This window comes from Thalassospira sp. MCCC 1A03138, from assembly GCF_002115785.1.
Classification (GTDB): domain Bacteria; phylum Pseudomonadota; class Alphaproteobacteria; order Rhodospirillales; family Thalassospiraceae; genus Thalassospira.
On record NZ_JFJY01000013.1, the window covers coordinates 94319 to 113776 of the forward strand.

Genomic DNA, 19458 nt, shown 5'->3' on the forward strand with positions numbered 1-19458 from the left:
ATGTTGGTGTTCGGGCTGCAATGTGCCTTGGTCACCTTCTATACGCAATGGCTTTGGGGTGGGATTGATATGGGGCAAAGCAAACGGCGGATCGAAAAAAAAACGATCCGCCGTTTGCTTGTTTATTCGATGGTGTCCTGACTGTTCTGCCTTCAATCAATTTGCCAGGAACCGCCACTGATATAAGTGGCGTTGCCGGTTGTTCCATCAAGAGAGAAGGTTGTCGGGGTGATATTGGTGACGGTCCATGTACCATTGGCCTTCGTATTTCCCGTAATGCCCGTGATTGTCATCTTTGTCCCTGTCGGCGGTGCGAAGGTTGAGGTGATGACAATCGGCTTGGCATTGGTTGCACCAGTGATGTCGAATGCAGAGCATATGGAATGATGGATTGGATAGGTCGGCGATGAATAAGTTCCCCGTGCATTGACCGGCGACCAGGGTGGCGTTTGGGTGCAGCGATAGGGGAAGTTTTCGGTTACCGGGAAGGGGGGGCCCGAAAGCGGCAGGAAATTATAGGTAACCTGATTGCCGAGTGGTGGCACGGCATCGAAAAGCGGTATTTGCAGGTCGGACAGATCGGCCCCGTCAGTCGGGGGCGGCGTATTCCCGATGGCGGAGTTGCCTGCCACGGGAAGGCCGTTGGGCTGTTGGGTTGGTGTTGCATAGACCAGCTTGTACTGATTCCACCCGTTATAGGCCGTGCGCGTAATCGGATGCGGTGGGGCACAATTATCGCATATCCATGTGCCACCGGATGTGTAGGTGCCACTGCTTTTGCCGGTTGATCCGTTTAAGGTAAAGGTCGTTGCGCCGGTATTTGTGACTGTCCAAGTGCCGTTGGCGGCAGTGTTTCCCTCAATGCCGTTGATTGTTACCTTTGACCCGGTTGGCGGGGCGGTGCCGGTTGTTATTGTGATCGGGCTGGTGCCGGTGGCATTGGTGGCATTTGTGATCGTCTGGAGGGTGCCGGTTGAAAGCCCGGCAGAGCTGAGGTCAAGAGCATAGGCCGCGCACCCTGTTTCATGACAGGAATAAAGATCGTTCTTCTGCTGGGTGCTGTTGCTGACCAGACAGGCGGCATCGAGGGCGGCCTTGACGCTGGCGGGATTGCTGAAAGTCTTGATCGCCTGAATGCGGCCAAGATAGTTTTCGTTGGTCGTATAATTTGCCGCGTCACAGGTGCCGAGCGGCGCATAGTTCTGCCAGACCGGTTTGTCTTCGATCATATAGAAATACAGCGTCTGGCTGGTGGCGTCGTAATAATAGGTCTGGTTGGCGATGAAGGTGGCGACAGTTGTCGTCCCGGCCATAAGGTCCGTATAGCTTTGTTCAAAATCGTTCCAACTGGTCGCTTGGGTGAGTGTTGTCCCGCCGGTATAATTGCCGCTATTGGTGCCCCGGTTAACGCAATCCTGCCAACCGGTTTCCTGTTGCGTTGTGGTGAGTGTGAAGAAGGTACCGTCACAGGACGGGGCGGCGACCGGCGGGACATAAGGGGCGGGCGGCCAATCGGCCCCCATATATTTATCCCCCCACTGGCGCCGCATACGATAGATTTTGATGCTGGACGGGGTGGCAAGCGGTGCAAACACGCCGATCCGGTTAACAAAGAACTGGCCCGCCTTTTTCACCGATGGATCGGTATAGCTGAACAGAAGTTTGGGTTCGAATGCTTGCAGGCTTTGGCTGGAAGGTTGATTTTCTGTGCCATTCTTTGCATGCACCGTGTAACCCATGCGGTCCATAACAAAGGGTTCATAAATGGGATTTTGGCCGCGTCCGTTCAGAAACAGGTTGGGATAGGTTGTGTCCCCGTAGGCTGGCATATCGCGGGTGATCTCCACCCGTAATGGCGGAGCGCTCGATGGGCTTGGCACGGATTCAATATTGAGCGTCGCATAGCGATGCGGGCTCATAAGCGAAGTGGCAAGGAAATTGTTGGGACCGCGAGAGTGCGGTTCGTCCACTGTAAAATCAGTGGCGTAATAGTCGAGGTTGTTGAGCGATACCGCCGGGGGCGGGGTGCAATTGGCATCGTTTGATGTACAGGCGACTTTCATCCCGGCGAGGCGGCCATCCATATCAAGGATGACGGTGGTTTTATCACCATCTTCAAAGACGCCCATATTGACCGATTCATCATAGACCTGATGTTTGAAATCCACATTGTCCCAGATGCTGCCCTTGATGTATTGGGTCGGTGGAACGGATTGGGCATTTGACTGAATCCAGCCGGTGGCCGGATCACCTGCATAGCCTTTGTAATTCGCCGATGGTGCCGAGTTGGCCGGAGCGGAATTTACAATGCCTTCGAGTTGCCCGACGATGCCATCAGAAACAATTTTGGCAATGTCGGTTGAGGTCAGCAGACGGGCGGCGGGATCGTTGCTGTGAATACCGGTCGGATCGGCGCGGAAATTGACAAAACGGTTGTTTTCAATCCGGGCCGGGCCGTCATAATAGCTGTAACCCTGAATGTTCATCGTGGCATCGGGATAGTTGCCCCAGTGGGCATCTGAGGCCAGTTTCACATCGGTGCATTCCTGTTTCCAATTATTTCCGCTTTGCCCCTTGAAACTGCAGGCCGGATAGCGATCCACATTGTTGCGGCTCATCCCGGCAAAGACATTGGCATGGGCCAAATCCCAATAGCCTGGCAGGTTGCCTTCGGGGCCGCCGCCGCCGGCCAGCGATACGCCGTAGGGGTTGGTGGCGAACCGGTTATTGTGCAGTGCCATAAAGATCGAGCGGCTCCATAGGCCGCGATTGCGTGACCGGGTGGATGTATTGCCATTCAGCAGAAGGATCGGGGGATAGGTTGCTTCGCTCCAGATGCCGCCGCTGGTATAGGAACCGTTGCCATTCGAACCGTCGAGCGAGAAGGTCGTGCTGCTGATTTTCGTTGCGGTCCAAGATCCGTTCGCGGCGGTATTACCTCCGATATCAGAGATGGTAATCTGTGTGCCGGTCGGTGGAACATTCGTGCTGGTGATTGTGATCGGGGCGCTGGCGATGCTGGCAATGTTACCTTGCATGGCCCAGAACCCACCATTCTGTGGCAGCCCACTCATTCCGACGGTTTCGGAATTTGCAAGTGTGAAGCCGGTGGCAGATGAATCCTTGATTGTCCATGTCCCATTCACAGCCGGATTTTGCCCGGTGATGATGACGGTTGCCCCATTTGGCGGAACCGGGAATGACCCACCGGGAAAGGTGATGACAATCGGGCTTGTAGCAGTGGCCTTGGCTGCCGTCAGGATCGGCTGGTTTTCAAAAGTCCATGTGCCTCCTGCTGGGGGAGTTCCGGCAAGGCGGGCGTTATCAACGCCAAATGATTTTTTCGTCTGATCAATATCGCTGATTGGCCAGGTGCCATTGGTCTCGGGCCCGATACCGGCAATCGTGACTGTAAAGTCTCCGGTACTGATACCTGTTGGTAACGCTTCGGAGCTGGTGACAATAATAGGGGGATTGGATGCGCCTGAAACCGGATATGTCGCGGGTTGCAGCAATGGTGCCGGGTTAAAGGCATTGTTGATTGCATCCGGCGCGGTGTCTATCCCGTTATAGCAACCATGTGTACGGTTACCGGTAAATTCCGGATAGGCGCTTTCCTGTGTCGGGTCCTGGGTGATGATCCAATAGCCGCGTCCCTGTGCCTGACATCCGGCGACGGAATTATTGACAAAGACATTGCCGGGATTGGTGATCCAGAAACCGCCGGGATGATAGGTGTCCGGGCCGGGTTCGGTTCCGGTTCCGCTATTTGCGCCGGACAAAGACGTATCAGGAATGCCGTTGATTGTGTACCAGTTGGCATTAGTGTTGGCGGCCTGAAGGTTGTCGCCATCCCAGTACTGGCTGTTATTTGCGCGCGGGTAGGAATAGGTGCTTTGGGCGGCCATTGTGCCGGCAATGTGGTTGCGCATGAACTGGTTGCCGGTGATGTCTGTGCCGTCTTCAAGATACACACCCTGACCCACGGTTCGAACACAGACATTGTTATAGAACTGCGCATTTGCCGTGTGATGGACGACAAAGCATTTGTTATAGGCATGATGAACGCTGACATCCTGAACAAGGATATTATCCGTTGTCAAGACAGGGGTGCCGATCAGGGTGCCATTGCCGGTTGACCCTTTGAGGGCAAAGGTTGTTGTTGTCGGACTATCCACTACCCAGGTGCCGTTGGCAGCATCATTTCCCTGTGCCCCGGAAATCCGCACCATCGTTCCCGCTGCTGGAGCCTTGGATGAGGTGACGACGATGGGACTGGCATTAGTCGCAGCCGTAATCGTCATTTGTGGCAGGTGATGCAGATGGAGCGGATAGCGCCCGACGAAGGGCTGGCCGAATTTTTCGATTTCGACCCCCACCAGATTAAGGATCGGGGCGTGTTTGCCGTGGGCACTGACCATGGCGACCAGATGCCCGCCGGTAAAGGAATTTGCATCGCCAGCTTCGCCTGCCACCGACGTCAGTTTGATATTGCGTGACAGCAGGGCAACTTCGGCGCGTTCATCAATGCCGTAATTCTGATCCGCGCTGTCATAGAAGCTTTTGGATTGAAAACTGACATCAATCGGGTTGCCGCCCGCAATAACGGATTGGGTTGTATTGGCCGGGAAAAAGCCGGACGTAGGGGCCTTGCCGCCGAAATGGTAGTGCTTGAGCGGTTGACTGAGTGTGATCTGGCTGACCTGGACCTGCGCGGTGCCACCGCTTGTATAGGTTCCGTTACCGATTGCGGTGTTAAGCGCAAATGTTGTGTCGCTTTGTTTGGTGACGATCCATGTTCCGTTGGTGGCGGTGTTTCCTTTGATACCTGTGATTGTGACCGTTTCGCCAGTTTCAGGCGCGCTTGATGCGGTGACAATAATGGGCGCTGCATTGGTTGCGCCGGTTATTGTCATGGCGCTTTGATTGGGATCGGTGACAGTGGTTATGGTATCGATTTGGACAATTTCGGTCTGATGAGATGAGAAGCTGGTGGTTGCGACTGAAATCCAGTCACCCTGAGCCCAGTCAACTTCACCTGCCAATGTCAGGGTTGTATCGGGATTGGTTGATGGCACGGGGGCGCTGACATTTGCGCCGTCATTATAGCTTGCCGGTCCTGCTGGCGTGGCCAGGTAGGTCCAGCTATTGGTGCCTCGATGGGTATTAATGAAGGCGGGACTGGCTTTGGGATCGTTATTGATACCATCGGGCCATGCCGACAGCCCATGTCCGCCAAACAAAGCAATCTTGCCGCCATCCATGACCGTAATATCACGTGAATTCGGGGTTTTGTTTGTCGTGGTTACGATCGGTGTCGATCCCATGGCCATCGGGGCGGGGGATGCTGACAACGTACCGGCCATGATAATTGTGATTTTGTTTTGTATCGGTGCCCCACGTGACCCGGCAAGCATTTGACCACCATCCTTTACGAGGAATGAGTTGGCATAGAGGGTCGTGGTTTCGTCTTTGAAGGAGAGCGTGCCGCCAGAGCCGATTACGACGGGGCGCAGTGGCGCGGTGATGCTGCTGTTGGTGCTGGCGTCAGTGGCGCTGATGACGACATCTATGCAGGGCGATGTGCCGCCGATTTTCAGGGTCTTGCCGTTTGGAATTACGCCCTGACATTGCGTGTTGCTCAAGGCCTCGGAGAGGGACATGCTCGCGGCATGGGCCGAAAGGGGCACCATGATGGCGATTATGGTCAAAATAGCATTGAAGTTGGTTGGCCCTTTGGGCCAGAAAAGGCAGCGGGCTGATCGTTGTGCGAGCATGAGTTCCCCCTGAATATATTCTTCTACGCGCATTATACTGCCGTCTATCGCCGTTTAATGGCAATTTGTTTTTTAGATATTTCTAATTATGAGACGCCTGTGGGCTTTTCTGCGTGTGAATGCTTGCCGGTTTATGCGGTTTTGGCCATGTTGGGCCGTGCATGAAATCTTTGACCGTGAAGGGGTTGGTGATGCTGGCGTGGGTTTATCTGTTGGGTGCGATCTGCCTTGAAGTGGTCGGGACGGTGTCGCTTAAATTTTCCAACGGTTTTACCGATTGGCGCTTTGCGGTTCTGACCCTGTTGCTTTACGGGGTCAGTTTCTGGGTACTGTCATTGACGTTGCGCACGATCCCGGTCAGCACGGCCTATGCCGTGTGGTCGGGGCTTGGCACGGCGGCGGTGGCGGTGATCGGGATGATGTTTTTCAAGGAGCCGATGAGCGTATTAAAGGCGGTCTTCCTGTTGATGATCATTGGCGGTGTGGTCGGGCTTAACGCGATCAGCGGCAAGCATTAGGATTTCAGCACGATTTTCAACAACAACCCTAACCTGCATCAGTCCGGAAAATACAATTGTCGACTACAATAGCCGACAGGTGTTCCTTTTTCAGCCCCGGTATATGCCGGGGGAGCACTTCGGGATCGGTTCATCCGGCCAGCCCGAACCGTGCTGATTATGGGGCTTGTTGTGGCGCATTATTCCTCGTCTATCGGTCTTGACACAAAATACGACCAGTTCCTGCAAATGCCGGTTGGCGATGACAGCAAAGGAACCAGCGTTACGGTTCTGTCGATGCTGGCACGGCTTGGCCTTGATCCGTGGCAGGAGGCATCCGACCTTGCGGCGCTGCCGAGAAAATCCGCGTGGGAACGGCTTGACGGGCTTGTTGCGCGCTTTACTGATGTGCCATCTGTGATTGCCGGACGTGCCGAGGCGGTCAGCCGAATGATTGCGGGCCTGCCCGGCGGGGAGTTGGTGGATCGCACGCGTCAGGCAAGCGCAAGCAAAGGCACAATACTGCCCGATATCCTTGGCAACCGGCTTTATCTGATGGTCGCGATTGCGTTTCTGGTGGTGCAGATCGCCGTTTTCTGGTTCGGCAAATAGAAACCTCATCCGCCACCAGACCGATCTTTGTATCCGGATTCATTCCCAAATTGTGCGCAAAGGCCAATTGATGACAGACAAAGACGATCTATGGGCGCTTGAAAAACGTTTCTGGACCGAAGGGGCGGATGGTGTTCATCACCTGACGGCCAAGGGGGCGATTGCGGTTTTGCCCTATCCGGCGGGCATTCTTGTGGATGAGGCGATCTGGCGTAACAACGCGGTCGCGCAAAGATGGCGGACGGTGGCGTTCGGCGATCTTGCGATCACGCGCAAGGGTGATGTTGCGGTTCTGGCCTATTGCGTATCGGCCGAACGGGCCGAAGACCCAATCTATGAAGCACTTTGTACATCGACCTATCTGCATGATGACGGCGTCTGGTTGCGGTTGTCGCATCAACAAACGCCGTCCGGCCCGCATGATTAAAGGCGGTCGTGACGGGTGTGATTTGACTTTCAGATTATTTTCAACACAGCAGGAGACGACCAAATGTCGTTAGTCGGTACCATTCTTGTCGTATTACTCGTGATTTTCCTGCTTGGCGGGGTTAGCGGACGTTTTGGCGGATATGGCTACGGCTATGGCCATGGCAGCATCGGATTGCTTGGCGTCGTGCTGATTGTTGTCATCGCACTGGTCCTGCTTGGCCGGATCTGATCCACGGTCTGATCCCTAGGCTGCTGCGGAAATCCCGCAGCAGCTTTGCAGGTCACGGGTGATATCGGTGTGGCGTGGTTGCCAGCCGAGTTCGCGGATCGCCTTTTGACTGGTCATGCGGTGGCTATGCGCCAGGCCCCGCGCCCATTCGCCGTATTCGCGGGCGATGTCATCGGGGCTGATATGCTCGACCTCGCAATCAGCACGGCCAAAGGTCCGGGCGATCTGGCGGGCAAGATCGCCGGTCGCGATGCCTTCGATCCCAACCCCGATATAGCTTTGGCCGCGTTCGCCGTTTTCAAGCACCAGCCGGTAAAGGTCGGCAAGATCATCGGCATGGATCAGCGGCCAGACGACTTCATCCCCCGGCCCATCGCCAACAATCCGGACGCGGTTTTCATCGCGCGCCCTGCGTGCCATGTCATGAAGCGCCCCGCCCGGCAAGGTCGGGCTCGTGCGAGACGGCGGATCGGTGCGATAGACCGTGGCGGGGTGGATCACCATGCCATGCAGGGCCGGATCGGACAGGATTTTGGTCAGGCCTGCGATCATCCATTCAAAGCCCGGCTGCGGGGCAAAGGGCGCGGTTTCATCATGGATGGCGTCATCGGATTTGCTTGACGGGTAAAGCCAGCTTCCGCCGGTATAGATGAAGCGCGGCAGGGCCGGGGCCTTTGGCCCGGACTGGCGATGCAGGGTGCGGAGCAGTTCGATCAGCGTCCCGGCATCAACCCCGCCCATATCAGCCGAAAAATCACATGCGGCATGGATGACGGCATCGACGACGGGCAGTTTATCGCACCACAGGCCGGGATTGTGGATATCGCCCCGGATCGGCCATGCGCCCATGACGGCAAGATGGGCGGCACTGTTTTCGCTTCGTGCCAGCGCAAAAACATGATGCCCGGCCGAAACCAGATTGCGCACGATTGCCGTCCCGATCAGGCCGCTTCCACCCAGAATAAAAACACGCATCGCAATTCTCCTGAATTCGTGATGCGTTCGTTCATAGAACCTCAAGTAAGGGTAAGGTCAAGCGGGAATTTTGCGGAAAACAAAAAAGCCGGGCATGAGCCCGGCTTTTGGATGTTTGCGCGATTTTGTACCCTTGGATCGGGGCGATTACGCGACTTCGAAGATGCCGTCGATTTCGACCGCAACGCCGAGCGGCAGGGACGCAACGCCAACCGCAGAGCGGGCATGTTTGCCGGCATCGCCGAAAACTTCGACCATGGTGTCGGATGCGCCATTGACGACCTTGGGCTGATCGGTGAAGGCGGGATCGGAATTGACAAATGCGTTCAGTTTGACGACGCGTTTGACATTATCAAGATCGCCAATCGCGGCACGGACCTGTGCGATGAGGTTGAGCGCGCAGAGGCGTGCGGCTTTCTGGCCGTCTTCGACCTGATAGTCGCGGCCAAGTTTGCCGATGAATTTCAGTTCGCCGTTTTCCATGGTGATCTGACCCGAGACATGCACAAGATTGCCGGAACGGACATAGGGCACGTAATTGGCAACCGGGGCGTTTGCCTGGGGCAGGGTGATGCCGAGTTCGGCAAGGCGAGCGTCGATTTTTCCGGCCATGGATTTGATCCTCGTGATTTGGTGTGGCGAAAACGGTTCCAACTTATCGGCGTTGGCGCGCAAACAAAACCATTTCTTTTGTGTGAAATGGCGTGGCGCGGCGTGACATGAGATGGCGTGCGGCGGCGACCTTCCATAAGCAACGCTGATCGATTGATGAGAAATTTGGATTTGTCATGGATCGCAATCCATCGCACAAGAAAGCCAAGCCCGAAACGGGTGGCATAAAACAATCAGGGGACGCGGACGAAATGGGATCAGGACGGTTTAAAATTGCCGATTTGCACGGTGCGTGGCTGGTGCTGATCGGGGTTCTGATCATCAGTCCCGATGCGCTTCTGGTAAGGCTGGTCAAGGCCGATGACATGACGACCGCGTTCTGGCGGTTGCTGATCCTTGGCAGCACGCTTGCCCTGATCGCGTTCTGGCGCGGGATGCGACGTCGTCAGTCATTGCGCCATGCAATGATGCCGACCCGTGATGAAATGCTGGCCGGGCTGTTTTATGGCGGCACAAGTGCGTGTTTCATCCTGTCGATCCGCAATACCGATGCGGCGAATACTTTGGTGATCATTGCCGCAACCCCGTTATTATCCGCCCTGATTGCGGTGTTTGTGTTCAAGCGCGTTCTGGCGATGCGGACATGGATTGCGTCGGTTGTGGTGTTTGTATCGCTTGCGGCGATTGTCGGGGCGGGGTTTGGCGGGGCTAATACGCTTGGCGATATTCTGGCCCTTGGTACGGCGATCTGCATGGCGTGTTATTTCAACGTGGTCGGTACGCGCATTCATATTGATGCGGTGCGTGCGATGATGGTGGGCGCGTTTCTGGCGACATTGGTGATGGCGCCAAGCGCAGACCCGCTGGCGCTTGAGCCGCTTGATCCGCTGTGGCTGATCCTGCTGGGCTGTGTGGTGTTGCCGCTGTCGTTTCTGTTCATTACCGCCGGGGCCAAGAAAATCCCGGCGGCCGAGGCGGGCCTGATCATGCTGAACGAGGCGATTTTCGGATCGCTTCTGGTGTGGCTGGTGGTTGATGAGGTGCCAAGCCGCACGACGCTTATTTGCGGATCAATCGTGATCGCGACGCTGGCGACGCATAGTTATCTGGGGCTGCGGCAAAGCAGAATGCGTAAGCGAGCCGCCTGAGCCAGCTTTTGCAAAGGCATGAAGGCACCGTTCAGGTTGCTGTCAGTTTCGATTGATAGCAATCGGGGGCCGGTTTGTTGACCGGTTGCCCCACGTGATCGGGTTGATCCCGGCATTGTTGGTCCGGTTGCCAAACGAGGACAGACATTGCAGCGCAGGCGTGGGGCATTTTGCCCCTTTTTGTGCGAGTGCCGATGTCCCGTTTCAGCCTTCCTGTTCGCTTTTTTGGCCGGATGCGATTGCGTTTTTCCCCGATTGATTATCGCTTTGTCATTGTCGGGCTGGCGGTTTATTTCGCGCTTGTCCTGAACTGGAAGGTTCTGGGGCATTTTTATCAAATTCTCGGGCAGCTTGAGGCCTATGACCTTGGCTTTGCGGCCAGTGCGCCGTTTGTTTTGCTGCTGGGGTCTATCGTTTTATTCACGCCGTTTTCGTTCAAATATCTTTTGAAGCCGTTTTTTGCCCTGCTGATTTTGACCGGCGCACTTGCGAATTATGCGATGGTCAAATACGGTATCGTGTTTGACCGCGGCATGATTGAAAATGTGGTCGAAACCAATTCCGCCGAAGCGTTTTCGTATCTGAATGTGCAATCGGCGATCTGGTTTTTCGCGACCGGGATCGTGCCGGTGATTTTCCTGTTCCTGCTGCCGGTGCGCTATCCGCGCAGTATTGTGCGCGGGTTTGTGCAACGGGTGGCGATGATTGCGGTGCCGCTGGTGTTTTTTGGCGGGATTGCCGGGCTTTATTTCAAGGATTACGCATCGGTCGGGCGCAATCACAAAGTGCTGGGCAAGGAAGTTTCGCCGGTCAATTACGTGACGGGCAGTATTCAGTATGTCAAACGGCGTTATGTATCGTCATCAATGCCATTCCAGACGGTCGGCAATGACGCCCATCAGGTGGTAAAGGTCGCAAGCAACGGCAAGCCGACTTTGATGTTTCTGGTGATCGGGGAAACGGCACGCGCGCAAAGCGTGCAGGCCAATGGCTATACCCGCCCGACATCGGAATTCACCCAGAAAATTCCGGGGATGCTGGCGTTTCAGGATGTGCGGTCCTGCGGGACGGCAACGGCGGTTTCGGTACCGTGCATTTTTTCGATCATGGATCATGCCAATTACAATGGCGAGGTCGCCAGCCATAGCGAAAGCCTGATGGATGTGGTGGCGAAGGCCGGTGTTTCGGTGTTCTGGAAGGAAAATGACGAAGGCTGCAAAGGGGCGTGTGACCGCATCCCCAATGTTGACATCAAACCCGAAGATTTCCCGCAATATTGCGGTAATGGCACCTGCCATGACGAGGTGATGCTGGACGGTCTTGACGAACAGATTGCCGCGATGGCGGGCGACCGGCTGGTGACCCTGCATCTGATGGGCAGCCACGGGCCGACCTATTACAAACGTTATCCCGATGAACACCGGTTTTTCACCCCCGACTGCCCGCGCAGCGATATTGAAAACTGCACGCAGCAGGAGCTGATCAATACCTATGACAACACGATCCGCTATACCGACTTTGTGATTTCAAGGCTGGTGGAACGGTTGCAGTCCTATCAGGACCGATACAATACCGTGCTGCTGTATGTGTCCGATCATGGGGAATCGCTTGGCGAAAGCGGCATGTATCTTCATGGCGCGCCATACATGTTTGCCCCGGACGAACAGACGCGGGTGCCGATGTTTGTCTGGGCGTCGGACGGGTTTGTCGCCGATCACGGGATCAATCGCGTCTGTCTTAGCGATCAGGCCAGAACCGGCAGCTTTTCGCATGACAATGTGTTTTCAACCGTGCTGGGCGTGATGGGGGTTGAAACATCGGTCTATCGCAAGGGGCAGGATATCTTTGCTCCTTGCGAAAACGCCACCTATCAGGCGGAGCTTGAAACGCAGCCCGAAATGACAGGCAATTGACAGCGGCAGGCATCAGGTTTAATTGAGCATGCTCATTGAGTGTGCTCAGTTAAACAGGGGATGTCTTATGCAGACCGGTGTGAACCGCCGTGCCACCAAACGCGAACAGACGCGTGAAAACATCCTGATCGCGGCGCGCAAATGTTTCAACGCGCAGGGTTATGACGGGACATCCACGCGCGAAATCGCAAGGGAAGCCGGTGTTGCCGAAGGCACGATTTTCAGCCATTTTCCGACCAAGGAAGAATTGCTTATTTCCAGTGTTGGTGACCATCTGGCCGATGCGATCAAGCAGGGGCTGCATACGATGGAGCCCGAATGGTGCTTTGTCGACAAGCTGATGCATATCGCATCCTATCGCTTTGCGCAGATCGCGTTGCAGCCGGGACTTTGGCAGGTGATTTTGCAGCAGTTGGTGTTTTCACCGCGCAAGGGGGCAGTCAAGGAGCTGATGCGCGGTAGCGGCCTGATTGATGCGGTGATGCGCCTGATCGAGGATGCGCAGCTTGACGGGGAACTGAACCCGGCAATCGAACCCGCAGCGATCCACAAAACCGTTATCGCGCTGTTTTTGTTCACCATCCATGAGCATGTCGGGGCGGAGAATTACGATTGTGAAGACATGTGCGCGACATTGCGCGACCTGCTTGACACCCAGATCAGAGGCATCTGGTTGCGCCGACCGGAAATGGCGGCGTAGGGCGGCCAGCCGGGCTTATTCCCCGATCAGATGCAGGGTGATCTGGCGGCGGTGTGGGGCGTGACGGTGTTCAAACAGATAGATGCCCTGCCAGGTGCCGAGAACCGCACGACCGTTTGTGACCGGGATGGTCAGCGACACATCGGTCAGCGAAGCCCGGATGTGGGCCGGCATATCGTCCGGGCCTTCGGCGGTGTGGCGATAGAGGCTCGGGTTTTCCTGCACCAGTCTTGCAAAGAAGGTTTCAAGATCCAGCACCACATCGGGATCGGCGTTTTCCTGGATCGTCAGGCTGGCGGAGGTATGGCGGCAATAGATTGTCACCTGACCGGTTTTGATGCCGGTTTGAAGGGTCCATGACTGGACCTGATCGGTGATTTCAACAAGGCCCTGTCCGGTGGTGCTGATTTCAAGCGTGGTCTGATCTTGCGTAAGCATGGCATCCCGCTTTGGTTCGGGCGGCCGGGATGATCGGTGTGATCAGGCCGCCGCAATGGCGCTTTGGGGATCGTAAAAGCGCAGGGCCGTCATGGCAAGGTTGCCGAATTCAAAACTGTCATGCAGGGTTTCGGGCACGAAATCATCACCCGCCGCACCGAGTGCCACATAAAACGGCATCAGGTGATCGTCTTCGGGGTGCGCCATGGCGGCATAAGGGGCCTGTGCGCGGTAATCAAGCAGGGCATCGATATCACGGGCGGCCAGTTTGCCCAGCATCCAGTTGGTGAATTCCTGCGCCCATGGATCAATCGGGCCCTCGTTATGGTCAAGGGCGCGCAGATTATGGGTCATGGCACCACTGCCGATGACCAGAACGCCCAGATCGCGCAGGGCGCGCAGCTTTTTACCCAGTTCGTAATGATCAGCGGGGCTGCCATGGCCCAGCATGGAGAGCTGAAACACCGGGATATCACCGCCGGGCCGCGCAATGATCAAGGGCATCCATGCGCCGTGATCAAGGCCGCGTGTGGCATCGGTTTCTGCCCCGATCAGACCGGCGATTTCGCGGGCCAGTGCCGGATCGCCCGCAACATCGTAATGCAGGTCATAAAGCGGTTTGGGGAAGCCGTAAAAATCGTGGATGGTGTCCGGGCGTGCCGCGGTCGAGATGGTCGGCGTCGCGGTTTGCCAATGGGCCGATACGATCAGGATGGCGCGTGCGCCGTCGAACAGATCACCAAGATCGCGGGCAAAGAAATCAAAGGCCGGGGTGCTTTGGCGCGCAACCAGCATTGGCGATCCGTGCGAGATGAAGATCGGCGCAAGATTGCTCTGCGGGGTGGCAGAAACGGGGCTGGAAACGCGGTTTGCAACGGGACTGGTCATGGTGGGGCACCTCGACATTCACAAAACATTGATTGCGAATATGTGCCTGTTTGGGCCCCCTGACCAGTCACCGTTCGTCAACAGTGTGTTGCCATTGCACGCGAAAGGGCGGTTTGGGGAAACAATGGCAACACCCGGATCAGGAAGGATTAGCGGGCCTTGGCACCGAACATCATCATGATGAAGCCCCCGACTGCGGCGGCACCACCGGCAATCAGATACCAGAGCGTTTCATCGGTATAGCTGCCAAGGAAGGTTTCGGAGAGCTGATCGGCTGCACTATCGGACGCGTTGAGACCAACGATCAAAAGGGCAATGCCGATGATACAAATGACGATGCCTGCAATACGACTGATGGGCATTGGGGGCTCCTGTTATTATTTTATGTTGCGTTTGCTCGTGTCCCGGAAATCGGGATTTGTTTAACTGAGATCACAACGCGGCTTTCGCGAAGTTGTTCCCGCGGGTAAATAATTGATCTGGCTGGATGTATGGTGAAACGCAACGCCCCCGGCCTGTGACCGGGGGCGTTGCGGATTGTATCGGACGGCTGGTTGCCAGAAATCAGAAAGGCATCGACATGCGGATTTCGAGCCTGCTGGTGTCGGTATCATCATCGTTGGCAATCGACATCATGTGGCTGAGTGCAAGTTCGCTGGTAAGCGGACCGGTATCAAAACCAAGTCCGGTCCGGATACGCTGACTGCCATATTCGTTGAGGTTGCTGGCAAAGAACGGTTTGACGATCCCGATGGAGCGACCATCATCGCCAACAAGTTCAAAGCCGTAAATGAGCGTGCCGCCGATGGTGTATTCGTTATAGTCCGAACGACCGGCAAGATAGTTGCCTTCAAGAGCAGCGCTCAGGCCAGTAGCGGATTCGGATAGCCGGACACCACCACCAATTTCAAACGCGGTTTTGTCATTGTTGATTTCATTGGTGAAATCATGGACCAGACCGGTTTCGATGAAAGGCGTCACGATCAGGGTCGGGGTTGGCGCAAGATCGTAAGCGGCTTCGATGGCCGGTCGGATCTGCCGGGTGTTCGAAGTCGTGCCGGCAACGGCGGTGTTGTTGCTTTCGGTGTAACCATCAACCGTTTTGCGTGCGGCGATAAAGGCCACGGACGGCGTCAGAGAGAATGGCACGGTTTCGTGCGGGCGGATCATGTAGGAAGTATTGAGCTGGGCGTACCAGATGTCAGACTCCGTGTTGCCGGAAGCCGCATTGTTATCGCGCGTCACATCAATGTCGCCCATGCCGAAGCCTGCCTGGCCGGAAATGGTCAGTCCGCTGACGGGGGTGTAGATCGCATAGGGTGAAACGACCCATCCCTTTTCATGATAGGAGCCGTTATTGAAGGATGTGGTCAGGTCGGTATCGTTATAGCCAAGAGACAGACCCGCCGTCAGGCTTTCGGCAAACCGGTAATCCAGCCCGACATTGTAGCCCCACACATCACCGTCATAGCGACTGTCATTGGTGCCGCTGACATAGTCGTTATCGACCGACGTGTATGATCCGTGGCCCCAAATCGTGAAGGGGGATGCGGTTTCAAAAGCGGTGCGGCCGTCAACACCACTGGCACCGCCGGTATTGCCCTGATCTGTCGGGCCAAGGCCCAGCATGTGCATGCCTTCACCGGTTGAGCTATCAAAGCTTCCCATCATGGCGATGCGGCGCAGGGCGTTATCATCGTCGGTCAGGTTGGGGGCACTTCGGTGGTAAGCCGGGTCATAGACAAGATTGGCATTTGTATCATTGTCATCGCTGTTTCCGGCGCTGCCACTGCCGGTGCCAATCCCGCCGCCGGAGGTCGATCCGCCCGTTGCGGTGCCAGCCGGGGTGCTAACAGCGGAAAGTCGAGCACCAATATTCTGTGAGATCACGGTCGTCTGGGAACGTGAGACAGATGATACGACGGTCGAAGATGTTGTGGACTGGCTTTTTTCGGATGATCCGGGAGTTGGCGCTACCGCTTCGGCGCAGGATATGTCCAATAAGAGGGACGGAACGACGCCGTTATTGATCAGCACGCTTAACCGACCGCCGGTCGTGTCACGTGGGATGGTAATCGTTTCGGTCACTGTATCGCTAGCATTGACCGTGCCGCTTCGCGTGATCACCTGGTTGCCGTTGGTGATGTCTGTATAGGTAAAGACATAAGGTATACCGACGCCATTGTTGTTTGTCATTTTGACCTTTGGCGTTTCGTTTACTTCGAACGCCGAAGTCGAACCACTTACGCCGTTTGTGCTGCCGTTAAACGTCCACGCCGTACAGCCTGCACTTTTTGCAAACGCGTCAGTGGAAATAATTGATGCTGCGCCTATCAGTGCCATCCCCAGCACGACTGGTCTCTTTAGAAGAGATACTTTCCGTTTGCCCATATATGTCCCCTTGGAATCGTCTTTCGCGTGTTTCGCCGTTCTTTTGCTGGTTTTAGAAAACAGAGAATGGCACGCATGGGTTGATTTATAAGTAGAAAATTTACTTAATTGCAAGATGTTACGTACACGATGATAAAGCAGGCGTAAGCGAGGCTTTGGCCAATCAGTTGCCAGCACGGCAATGGGCGGGCAATGTCAGGTTTGACCGCGTCGCCCGCCAGAGATCAGAACGGCATCGATATTTGGATTTCTAGCCTGCTGGTATCGGTGTTGTCATCGTCGTCATTGGCAATCGACATCATGTGGCTGAGTGCAAGTTCGCTGGTAAGCGGACCGGTATCAAAGCCAAATCCGGTGCGGATGCGCTGATTGCCATATTCGTTGAGGTTGCTGGCAAAGAATGGCGTGACGATCCCAAGGGATCGGCCATCATCCCCGGTCAGGGTAAAGCCATAAGTCACCGTGCCGCCGATGGTGTATTCGGTGTAATCCGCACGCCCGGCAAGATAGTTGCCTTCAAGTGCTGCATTCAGCCCGGTAAGGTTGTCGGACAGTCGCACACCACCGCCGATATTGAACGCGGTTTTGTCATTGTTGATTTCATCGGTGAAATCATGGATCAGGCCGGTTTCAATGAAAGGCGAGATGATCAGGCTTTGGGTCGGTGTAAAATCATAGGCCGCCTCGATGGCTGGTCTGATCTGCCGGGTGTTGGATCGGGTGGTGGTATTGGCGGTGCCGTCGCTTTCGGTATAGGCATCAACCGTCTTGCGCGCGGCGATAAAGGCCAGTGACGGGGTGAGGGATACCGGCAGGGTTTCAACGGGGCGGACCCGATAAGATGTGGTCACGGCGGCATACCACATGTCTGAGTCCGTATTGCCCGATACGGCACCATTGTCGCGGGTGACATCAATATTGCCCATGCCATATCCGGCTTCGCCCGCGATGGTCAGGTTTTCAATCGGGCGGTAGATGACATAGGGCGATGCGACCCAGCCGGTTTCCTGATAGCTGCCATTGTTAAAGGATGTTGTCAGGTCGGTGTCGTTATAGCCAAGCGACAGACCGGCAATCAGGGCATCGGCAAAACGGTAATCCAGCCCGACATTATAGCCCCAGACATCGCCGTCATAGCGGCTGTCAGTGGTGCCACTGACATGGTCGTTATCGACCGAGGTAAAGGAGCCATGGCCCCAAACCGTAAAGGGGGATGTGGTGGCGAAGGCCGCACGTCCATCAATGCCGCCGGCACCGCCAACATCGCCCTGATCTGTCGGGCCAAGTCCCAGCATATTCATGCCAAGGCCGGTGGAGCTGTCGAAGCTTCCCATCATCGCCATGCGACGCAGGGCATCATCGCGGTCGGTGATGTTGTTTTTGCGGTTTTTGGGGGGCATGTCGACAAGGTTGGCATTCTCGATCTCGGGAGTGTCTAGCCCACCTGTGGTGATATTGCCAATACCCGTACCCGTATTGCCGATCGTGGATGCGATACGTGATCCGATATTCTGTTGGATAACTGTGGTCTGAGCGCGTGAGACGGCATTGATAACGGCGGACGACGTGCTGGCGGAGGATGACGCGGCCGGTTCTGCTTTGAGAGCGCAGGCACCTGTCATGATATATGTCGCGCCGACGCCTTCAAAGCGAAGGAGGCCGTCTGTGGTATCTTCTGGGATCTCGAAGGACAGGGTGATGGTGTCGCCTTTTTCAGAACTGCCGTTCGTGATCGTCTGATTGTTGCCAGTGTTAATATTGTCCTTATAGGTAAAGGTATAGTTGATTGTCGCAGCGGGATTATCATGTGTGAAGGTAACTTTGGCGACCTCGTTCGCATTAAAGACGCTGGAGATCTGCAAGCCATCCGAGGTTCCTGAGAAAATGTTTAACTGGCTGCAGCCTGCGCTAAGTGCGAATGCACTGTTGGCAAAGGGCAGCGATAACCCCGTCAGGGCCAGCGCATAAAGCCCTTTTTTCACGACAGATTTGCACCCGGCGAGGTGCGAACGATCAGATCGTTCCTTTTTGAAGGTGCTTCTGATCTTATTCATTATTTGCCATGCCCACATCCCTTTTTGATCGGTGCCGATAGATCGGTCCGCTGCAAGAGCTTTAGGGGCGGCGTATGGGGAGGGCTACGCTTAAAGGGAGGATTGTGTCGTTTTCTGACACTAAGTGGATAGGGTTTGCGCAAAGTGGATAGAGGCCCCGGTTTTCGGGCCACATTATCGTTATGCGGGCAGGGCGGCTATCACATCATCCGTGGTCGAAAGCGTGCAATATTCCGATCCCAGAACCGCGGCAAACAGGTCAAAAACGGTTTGCGCATCGTGACGGACACCCTTGGCGTCGGTGACGTCAATCGCGGTGGTGGCATCAAGCGGCAGGATGACATCAAAGCCCAGACAATGGGCGACGCGGATCGAGGCATCCATCGAATTGTGGATGACGACACCGGTAAAGATCAGACGCGTAATGCCATGATCGTGCAGGTATTTTTCAAGATCGGTGGCGATAAAGGCGCAATTGACGTTTTTGGCAATCACTGGTTCGCCGGGCAGCGGGGCGACTTCGGGTTTGATCGCGTTGCCCGGACCATCGGTGTGATAGGTCGAGGCAGGATTGGGTTCGTCATGGCGGATATGGATCACCGGAAGGCTGGCTGCGCGAAAAGCCGCCAGCAGATCGACGATTTTATCGACATAGCCGGGATTGTTTTTTGACGCCCATTTCGGATCGTCGATGGCCTTTTGCACGTCAAGGACGATAAGGGCGGTTTCATTGCCAAAAGCGAGGTCGGAAGCGGGTCGGGACATTGTGTGTTCTTTTTGGATCCGGGGGCAAAA

The 19458-nt window shown here is 55.6% G+C and carries 16 protein-coding genes; 7 read left to right on the top strand and 9 right to left on the bottom strand.

Annotated elements, in window-relative coordinates; genetic code table 11:
* Positions 1-152: 152 nt before the first annotated feature.
* On the bottom strand, positions 153-5777 hold the full coding sequence (locus TH468_RS20240; RefSeq protein WP_168177199.1) for a G8 domain-containing protein: 5625 nt from the start codon (positions 5775-5777) through the stop codon (positions 153-155).
* Positions 5778-5938: 161 nt separating this feature from the next.
* On the opposite strand from TH468_RS20240, the gene TH468_RS20245 reads away from it, so the two are divergent.
* From TH468_RS20245 to TH468_RS20260, 4 genes are all read left to right on the top strand, one after another.
* On the top strand, positions 5939-6295 hold the full coding sequence (locus tag TH468_RS20245; protein ID WP_246832392.1) for a multidrug efflux SMR transporter: 357 nt from the start codon (positions 5939-5941) through the stop codon (positions 6293-6295).
* 171 nt (positions 6296-6466) lie between these two features.
* Positions 6467-6886 (top strand): hypothetical protein, encoded by a 420-nt coding sequence (locus TH468_RS20250; protein ID WP_139834774.1) that lies wholly within the window; start codon positions 6467-6469, stop codon positions 6884-6886.
* 70 nt (positions 6887-6956) lie between these two features.
* Positions 6957-7313, top strand: coding sequence for a hypothetical protein (locus TH468_RS20255; RefSeq protein WP_085646251.1), 357 nt, complete (start codon positions 6957-6959; stop codon positions 7311-7313).
* A 63-nt stretch (positions 7314-7376) separates the two neighbouring features.
* On the top strand, positions 7377-7544 hold the full coding sequence (locus TH468_RS20260) for a DUF3309 family protein (RefSeq protein ID WP_085646252.1): 168 nt from the start codon (positions 7377-7379) through the stop codon (positions 7542-7544).
* 15 nt (positions 7545-7559) lie between these two features.
* Here the strand turns inward: TH468_RS20260 and TH468_RS20265 are convergent, their stop codons facing one another.
* On the bottom strand, positions 7560-8519 hold the full coding sequence (locus tag TH468_RS20265; protein ID WP_085646253.1) for an NAD-dependent epimerase/dehydratase family protein: 960 nt from the start codon (positions 8517-8519) through the stop codon (positions 7560-7562).
* Between the two features lie 147 nt (positions 8520-8666).
* Entirely contained in the window at positions 8667-9131 is a 465-nt protein-coding gene (locus TH468_RS20270) for a RidA family protein (protein ID WP_037987824.1), read from the bottom strand.
* Between the two features lie 176 nt (positions 9132-9307).
* On the opposite strand from TH468_RS20270, the gene TH468_RS20275 reads away from it, so the two are divergent.
* The 3 genes from TH468_RS20275 (at position 9308) to TH468_RS20285 (ending at position 12892) form a co-directional block, all read left to right on the top strand.
* A complete protein-coding gene (locus tag TH468_RS20275; RefSeq protein ID WP_246832393.1) occupies positions 9308-10279 on the top strand; it encodes a DMT family transporter in 972 nt (323 codons plus the stop codon).
* Positions 10280-10473: 194 nt separating this feature from the next.
* Positions 10474-12192 (top strand): phosphoethanolamine transferase, encoded by a 1719-nt coding sequence (locus TH468_RS20280; RefSeq protein WP_246832394.1) that lies wholly within the window; start codon positions 10474-10476, stop codon positions 12190-12192.
* A 67-nt stretch (positions 12193-12259) separates the two neighbouring features.
* Positions 12260-12892 (top strand): TetR/AcrR family transcriptional regulator, encoded by a 633-nt coding sequence (locus tag TH468_RS20285; RefSeq protein WP_085646254.1) that lies wholly within the window; start codon positions 12260-12262, stop codon positions 12890-12892.
* Positions 12893-12907: 15 nt separating this feature from the next.
* Here TH468_RS20285 and TH468_RS20290 read toward each other — a convergent pair whose 3' ends face one another.
* The 6 genes from TH468_RS20290 to TH468_RS20315 all read right to left on the bottom strand — a co-directional run bounded on the left by TH468_RS20290 (position 12908) and on the right by TH468_RS20315 (position 19428).
* Positions 12908-13330 carry a secondary thiamine-phosphate synthase enzyme YjbQ gene (locus TH468_RS20290; RefSeq protein WP_085646255.1) on the bottom strand — a complete coding sequence of 141 codons (423 nt, stop codon included), beginning with the start codon at positions 13328-13330 and terminating at the stop codon, positions 12908-12910.
* A gap of 42 nt (positions 13331-13372) precedes the next feature.
* Positions 13373-14218, bottom strand: a complete 846-nt coding sequence (locus TH468_RS20295; RefSeq protein ID WP_085646256.1) for a class III extradiol ring-cleavage dioxygenase — start codon at positions 14216-14218, stop codon at positions 13373-13375.
* Positions 14219-14367: 149 nt separating this feature from the next.
* Complete coding sequence (locus TH468_RS20300; protein ID WP_085646257.1) at positions 14368-14580, bottom strand: DUF3185 family protein; 213 nt, start codon at positions 14578-14580, stop codon at positions 14368-14370.
* Positions 14581-14782: 202 nt separating this feature from the next.
* Complete coding sequence (locus TH468_RS20305) at positions 14783-16414, bottom strand: autotransporter outer membrane beta-barrel domain-containing protein (protein ID WP_168177200.1); 1632 nt, start codon at positions 16412-16414, stop codon at positions 14783-14785.
* Between the two features lie 419 nt (positions 16415-16833).
* Positions 16834-18663, bottom strand: coding sequence for an autotransporter outer membrane beta-barrel domain-containing protein (locus TH468_RS20310; RefSeq protein ID WP_168177201.1), 1830 nt, complete (start codon positions 18661-18663; stop codon positions 16834-16836).
* 180 nt (positions 18664-18843) lie between these two features.
* Positions 18844-19428 carry an isochorismatase family protein gene (locus TH468_RS20315; RefSeq protein WP_085646260.1) on the bottom strand — a complete coding sequence of 195 codons (585 nt, stop codon included), beginning with the start codon at positions 19426-19428 and terminating at the stop codon, positions 18844-18846.
* Positions 19429-19458 lie beyond the last annotated feature (30 nt).